Source organism: Synergistaceae bacterium (assembly GCA_031272035.1).
Taxonomy (GTDB): Bacteria; Synergistota; Synergistia; order Synergistales; family Aminobacteriaceae; genus JAISSA01.
In genome coordinates, this window is sequence record JAISUO010000052.1 from 21,992 (window position 1) to 28,529 (window position 6,538).

At 50.1% G+C, this 6,538-nt stretch carries 7 protein-coding genes; all 7 read left to right on the plus strand.

From position 1 onward, the window contains the following. Window positions 1-1,005 (plus strand): UDP-glucose 4-epimerase GalE, encoded by a 1,005-nt coding sequence (galE, locus tag LBR61_06600; GenBank protein MDR1731750.1) that lies wholly within the window; start codon window positions 1-3, stop codon window positions 1,003-1,005. 79 nt (window positions 1,006-1,084) lie between these two features. Further along, window positions 1,085-2,614 carry a glycerol kinase GlpK gene (gene glpK / locus LBR61_06605; protein MDR1731751.1) on the plus strand — a complete coding sequence of 510 codons (1,530 nt, stop codon included), beginning with the start codon at window positions 1,085-1,087 and terminating at the stop codon, window positions 2,612-2,614. 488 nt (window positions 2,615-3,102) lie between these two features. Beyond that, window positions 3,103-3,486, plus strand: a complete 384-nt coding sequence (locus tag LBR61_06610; GenBank protein ID MDR1731752.1) for a hypothetical protein — start codon at window positions 3,103-3,105, stop codon at window positions 3,484-3,486. 201 nt (window positions 3,487-3,687) lie between these two features. Beyond that, a complete protein-coding gene (locus tag LBR61_06615; protein MDR1731753.1) occupies window positions 3,688-4,080 on the plus strand; it encodes a hypothetical protein in 393 nt (130 codons plus the stop codon). Between the two features lies 1 nt (window position 4,081). Next, a complete protein-coding gene (locus LBR61_06620; protein ID MDR1731754.1) occupies window positions 4,082-4,357 on the plus strand; it encodes a hypothetical protein in 276 nt (91 codons plus the stop codon). A 65-nt stretch (window positions 4,358-4,422) separates the two neighbouring features. Next, a complete protein-coding gene (locus tag LBR61_06625; GenBank protein MDR1731755.1) occupies window positions 4,423-5,022 on the plus strand; it encodes a hypothetical protein in 600 nt (199 codons plus the stop codon). An 84-nt stretch (window positions 5,023-5,106) separates the two neighbouring features. Continuing rightward, window positions 5,107-5,715 (plus strand): hypothetical protein, encoded by a 609-nt coding sequence (locus LBR61_06630; protein MDR1731756.1) that lies wholly within the window; start codon window positions 5,107-5,109, stop codon window positions 5,713-5,715. The last annotated feature ends 823 nt before the right edge of the window (window positions 5,716-6,538 follow it).

A 6,538-nucleotide genomic window follows, 5' to 3' on the forward strand; every position in this document is an offset into this window, starting at 1 on the left:
ATGGCTATTCTGGTAACAGGCGGCGCGGGCTACATCGGCAGCGTTACGGTGGAGGCTCTTCGGGCGGAAGGAGAGTCCGTCGTCGTGTTGGACGACCTCAGCAACGGGCATCGGGAGGCAGTAGCGCCGGATGTCCCCTTTTACGAGGGAAATATTGGAGACACTGCCCTTCTTGCCCATATCGCCGTTGAACATAAAATCGATCAGCTTGTTCATTTTGCGGGTTATATTTCCGTTCCCGAATCGATGACCGAACCTTTGCGTTATTTTGAAAACAACACCGGCAAAACGGTAAAAATGCTGTCGGCCCTTCGGGAACAGGGGCTGAAAAATGTGGTGTTTTCCTCCACGGCGGCGGTGTACGGCGAGCCGGATTACACGCCCATCGACGAGGACCACTCCAAAAGGCCGGCCAACCCCTACGGACTTTCAAAGTATTTTGTGGAGCAGATTCTGGACTGGACGGAATCCGCATTTGGAGTGACTCATGTGATTTTACGCTATTTTAACGCAGCCGGAGCCACGATCAGTCGGGGTGAAGCTCATAAAGTCGAAACTCATCTGATTCCTCTGGTGTTACAGGTCGCTGCCGGAAAGAGGGAGTGCGTCACGCTGTACGGCGCCGACTACCCCACGCCGGACGGAACCTGCGTCAGAGATTATATCCACGTGGCGGACCTGGCGGACGCCCATGTGAAGGCCCTGCGCTACCTGAAAAAGGGCGGAGATTCCCAAAAAATCAACCTGGGCAATGGAAAAGGGTTCTCCGTCCGGGAAGTGGTGGCAGTCGCTGAAAAGGTAACCGGAGTGAAAATTCCGGTGAAAAAAGCCCCGCGACGGGAGGGCGATCCCTCCGTTCTGGTGGCTGACGCGAAAAAAGCGCGCAGGATCCTGGGGTGGATCCCCTGTTTTTCGGATCTGGAGGTGATTGTGCGCTCCGCCTGGGAATGGTACAGAGCTCACCCCGAAAGCTGCAGTTGTGGAAAAATCAGTTCTTCCTTCTGAATGCAGAAGTGATTTTCACATTGTCCCGGACGACCGATCCGGGGAAGATAGCGTATACTCTGACGGGGGTGAGGGAGCTGTGGCTGAAAACTGTATAGTGGCGTTGGACCAGGGTACAACCGGTACGCGGTGCATTCTCTTTGATGAAAGAGGCAACGCGCTTGCGTCGCATCATCAGGAACACGCTCAAATCTGTCCTCGTCCTGGTTGGGTGGAACACGACGCGAATGAAATATGGTTTTGCGCGCAGAACGTGATCCGTGAGGCACGGGCGAAAGTCCCCTCGGCGGAACCGGTGGGCATGGGCATTACAAATCAGCGTGAAACCGTGGTTGTGTGGGACAGAAAAACGGGGGAACCCGTTTATAACGCCATCGTTTGGCAGTGTATGCGCACCCAGGATTTTTGCGCTGAATGGCAGAAAATGAAGGAATGGGAACAGAGTCCTGCCGGTTGCGGTAAAGTCAAAGACAAGACCGGACTCCTCATCAGCAACTATTTTTCAGGGACGAAACTTCGTTGGATACTGGAAAATGTCGGTGGCGTTAAAGAAAGGGCGCACCAGGGAGACCTTTTGTTTGGCACGATTGACACCTGGCTGATCTGGAACCTTACCGGCGGCGTCCGGGGGGGTATTCACGTTACGGACGTCACGAATGCCTCCCGAACGCTTCTGATGAACATTAAAACACTTTCCTGGGATGAGGAAATGCTGGATTTTCTGGGAATTCCGGCCGTTATGCTGCCGCGAATCCTGCCGTCCAGCCATGTTTATGGAACAACAGCGAAGAACGCCACGTTTAATGCAGGTATACCCATTGCCGGTGATCTCGGAGATCAGCAGGCAGCGTTGTTCGGCCAGACCTGCTTTGAGCCGGGAATGGTGAAGAATACTTATGGTACAGGCCTTTTTATGTTGCTCAATACCGGTGATGTGTGCGCGGCATCTCAAAATGGGCTTCTGACGACGCCTGCTTACAGCCTGCAGGAAGGAAATTGCGTTTACGCTCTGGAAGGGTCTGTCGCTATGGGGGGCGCGACCATTCAATGGCTCAGAGACAATCTCCGGGTGATCGATACGGCCGACGACAGCGAATATTTTGCAAACAAGGCCAAAGATTCCGGGGGAGTTTACTTCGTCCCCGCGTTTTCCGGACTCTTTGCCCCTTACTGGGACATGAGCGCCCGGGGCGCTATTGTGGGGCTGACCCGTTATGCCCGGAAGGAACATCTGGTCTGCGCCGCCCTGGAAAGCATTTGTTATCAGACTCGGGATGTTCTCGAAGCGATGCAGAAGGACTCGAATATTCCGGTCTCCAGGCTGAAAGTCGATGGAGGCGCGGTGATCAACGATACACTGATGCAGTTGCAGGCGGATATTGCGGGCCGGGAGGTCATTCGTCCTCTGTTCCGGGAGACGACGGCCCTGGGAGCGGCTTACGCGGCCGGGCTCGCGGTGGGATTCTGGGACTCTCTCAACGCGCTCAGAGCTCTTTGGAAGGTGGATCGAGTCTTTTCCCCGGCGATTACGCTGAGTGAACGCGAAAAAAAATACGGAAAGTGGCAGAAAGCCATCGAAAAAGCGAGGGGCTGGGCGGAAGAAGAGTAATCTCAAATGATTCTCTCTTTTTTTCTTATATCCTGTTTGTTGTAGTAACTTCATAATATTTTTACAGGAACACAGCCGACTGAAGTACGACCTGAACAATGTCGCGCTTCTTTTCCCCGTCCAGTGCCTCGTTGACTCCAAAAACAAAAAGGCAACCTGTGAAAGTCAAGGTTCCTTTGCTCTTCGATGGACATCGTCTTTTATGACGTCACCACCTTTGCATTTCAAAGCGTAGAACAGGACGACGAAATATTCATGGATTATGCCAATGTCACAGAGCTCGACGACGGCTCGGAAGTTGTTCTGAAAGAGAAACCCGTGCTGTCTTATTTTTCGAAACGAAGCTGAAAAGATGCGGCGGATCGCGAGCGGCTGGTGAACAAAACTCAAAAACTGCTCGAAAATCCCGCGCTTGTCGCTCAAAACCTGAAACAGGGAGGACGTAAATACATTAAAACGTCGAAGCAGGAAGACGCCAGCAGTATGTCTTGAACGAAAAACTGATCGAAGAAAGCAGCAAATACGACGGTTATTACAGGATACAGCGCAGTGATCCAGAAATGGACGAACAGGATGTTTTTCAGGCTTATCGCTTGCTCGTAATGATCAAGGACTGTTTCAGGACGATGAAGAGCACGCTAAAGACAATACTGCGAAAGAAAGGCATGGAGGCCAGCACGGATCGGATCGTGGACGCGATTGGCAAAGCGGTACTCTGTGCCTTTGAAGTGGACGGTCGGCAATATTTCCTGAAATGCAGGAACAATGAAACTGCTGAGAATATTTTCTCCGTCATCGGAGTAAAAAAACTTCCGAGTTTTATGACCTCGGAAGCCCTGATTCGACAGCTTCAATTGAATGTTGTTGTATAAATTTCAGAAGCTCTCTAAAGCCTGAATGTCTCATTCATCTGGTTTTTTATATTTTAACTGCCAAAGTCAGGAGCCCTCTTTTTGCGGACATTTTGTCTGCCCCGCAGGTAAAAAGAGAGCACCCGAGGCGCACTGTTGCAAAAACAGTGTTAAGCTATTGTTATCGAGACAAAGAGCATCACTTGCGAGTGCAAATATATTATGACAGAAAATCTCTTAGAAACCGATATCCAGATTACAGATTGTGTTCCTGAACTGACCCCTTACGCCGGGCTTGTTCCATTCCTCAAGATGTGCCGCGCCATCGGTTTACACGATATTATCAATCAAAACATCCGTCTCAGAGAAAAAAAAGGTTACAAAGACTCTGACCACTTATTCTCTCTTATCGCTATGCAGCCTGTCGAGGGCTCCACCATCGACGATCTGGCTGTATTCAAAGAGAAATTCAACACAACGGCCCTTCACTTTTTCGACGTTCCGTCTCCTTCCGCGACTCGTGAATATTTGAGCCGCTTCCATAACAGCGAAGAAGAAACAAAACAAAAGAGAACAGGCTTACGAGGCGTTCAACACATACTGCCCGGAGTATGACATGGTCGTGGGGACAGAATTTCGTGATGGCAGCGTGAATCCCGGCTATGGACAACTGGAAGAATTGAAGCGCGTTTTGTCCTGTACGCCCGAAGGAGTGGAGAAGATAAAATACCGAAGCGACAGCGCGGGAGACCAAACAGGGTTGCTGAAATACTGCGCGAAAGGAGAAAATGAACGTTTCGGAGTTATCGACTTCACCCTGTTCTGCCCGGTAGGAGACGGGTTCAGGGAGGCGGTCAAAGCTGTTCCGGAGAAGAGTAGTGACAGCCTGTGATGAAAGAGGCGCGTCACGGGGGTCGTGCGTGACAGGAGCCTACGGGTCAGAAATACGCCGATGTAGTGTATGTGCCGAACTGGGCCGGGTACAGTAAAAGCGGAGCGGAATATCGTTTTATAGCGAACCGGGAAGTTTTCAAAGGGAAGCTTACAAAAAAAGAAACCGTGGGGCAGAGAGTGATTCCGGAACTGGTCGAAGAACTGGAGGCAGGTAACGAGAATCTCAAAAAGCTGCATTTGACGAATCTTGCGGGAAAGGTCTATAAAATATTTTGGATTGTGACGAATATGTCAGAGGAAGACGGAGGGCAACCGGTGCTGTGGCATCATCAAAGATGCGGGAAAGCGGAAGAAATCCATCGGATATTGAAAGATGATCCTGCCGGTGGTCACGTGGCGTCGCGGAAGTTTGGAGCCAACGCGGCGTGGTGGAATACAGCGGTGCTGACGTCATCTCTTTTGAGCCTGTTCAGGCATAATTTTCTGCCGGAGGAGTGTGGGTCGAAGCGTCCGAAAGCGCTGATGTTCCATTTTTTCATGACGGTTGGACGTTGGGTGAACCATGCGCGAAAGATGGCGTTGAGGGTGTATGCAGGTAAGGCGTCAGAATGGTTTGAGTATGCCCGAGCGAAGTTGATGAGTTTGTGCGCGTCCGCCGGTTGAGCGGAGGCAGAGCAGTGCCCATAGAAGGAGCAGCCCGGAGGTAAAGCCCTGCGGAAAAGATGATGTTGTCCGCGTTCAGGTTTTTTGGGAAAAAAGCAGAATACCGGAAAAGATTTTAAACTTTTTATCCCTTTTGAGCTTCACCTGGATGCTCCTGACCAACGCTCGCTCTTTTCCTGCGATTTTGGGGCACCAATCCAACTTGACAAGAACAGACAAATTGTTTTTGTTCGTGTTAGACAGGCCCCGGGGATAAGTGCACAGTTTTATGTTCATGAGGTATTTACGGAAGACGAAATAAAAAATGCAGAGGCACTCCCCAAAGTTTTGTCGAATAGGCCTAACCGAGGTTTGCAGGCCCCTATGGCCAAGTCGGGAAAACAGGGAAATCCCTCTGACTTGTATAGAAGTTTAATTAAAAATGCCATGAACGTCAAGGACGACTCTCAATCCTTCAACCAGGGCAAGCTTGAGGAGGTAAAGTCGAAAAACCCGAAACTTCAGATATTCCGCAAGAAGCGTGATATCAGCAACGACACCCGATTCATGGACATGTGGAACAGTGCCAGCATCGTGACGGAACGACGTGTAAAGTTCAGGCCGTTTGAGTCTATGGCAAAAGATGCCGTAGCGTTTCAGGAAAAAATACGGGCACAGTTCCAGAAGGAGCCGACTGGATATTCAAGACCATGAACGAGGTCGGTAAGAGCGGCTGAGGATATGCTGAAAGAACAGACTGAAGATTGTCCCAGCCATGGATGACTTTGGAGGACAGCCCCAGGTGGACGCGGTTACACTATGAGAGACATGCAATACTTCCGTCTTTTGTGGAACACGGAAAAAGCGTTCCAGTTTTCTCCGCAGGAGGCGCGAGAGTTTCTGTCTGGTGCAGTAAAACAGAAGAGCCGCAACAGGGTATTCAAAAATGCGTGAAAACGAAAGAGGACCTTGGAGGAAATATGGAGGAAGAGAAAATAAAAAAGGCTTACGTTCATTCACGTAAACCCTTGCTATTTCTTGGTGGGCAATACTGGGTTCGAACCAGTGACCTCTTCCGTGTGAAGGAATGTGAAAACGGTTTTACTGGGTTTATGCACCGTAAAGGTTTTTTGCCTGTAAAACGTTCTGCTGTAATACTTTACGTTTTGTATTTTAACTCTTATTCGTCCTAAAAAATCCTGTATGATACAATCATTTGTGAGTAACCAGTGAGTAACAGAAATGGGGGATTGGCCGCTTCCTTCAGGTAAACAGGGCCGCTGCTGTTGAAGCGATTCCAATATATTGCCGGTTTTGCACGGAAGAGGCCAGCCCGAAAACCCCCTTTATCACATATGTTACTCCCCGTTACTCAAAAAGGAATATCGGACAGGATGGATAAAAATGCAGGTGAAGCTCACTCAGTCTTATGTTCAGTCGCTCAGGCCGGACGGGAAGAAACACTGGATTCGAGACGCTGTTGAAAATAAGCTCGTACTCTACCTTGGGAAGGAAGGCGCGAAAACATGGTACGTGG

Bases quoted from the DNA above. Each gene is read 5' to 3' on its own strand.
- galE (MDR1731750.1), top strand. From the start codon at position 1: ATGGCTATTCTGGTAACAGGCGGCGCGGGCTACATCGGCAGCGTTACG.
- LBR61_06615 (MDR1731753.1), top strand. From the start codon at position 3,688: ATGACAGAAAATCTCTTAGAAACCGATATCCAGATTACAGATTGTGTT.
- LBR61_06620 (MDR1731754.1), top strand. From the start codon at position 4,082: ATGGTCGTGGGGACAGAATTTCGTGATGGCAGCGTGAATCCCGGCTAT.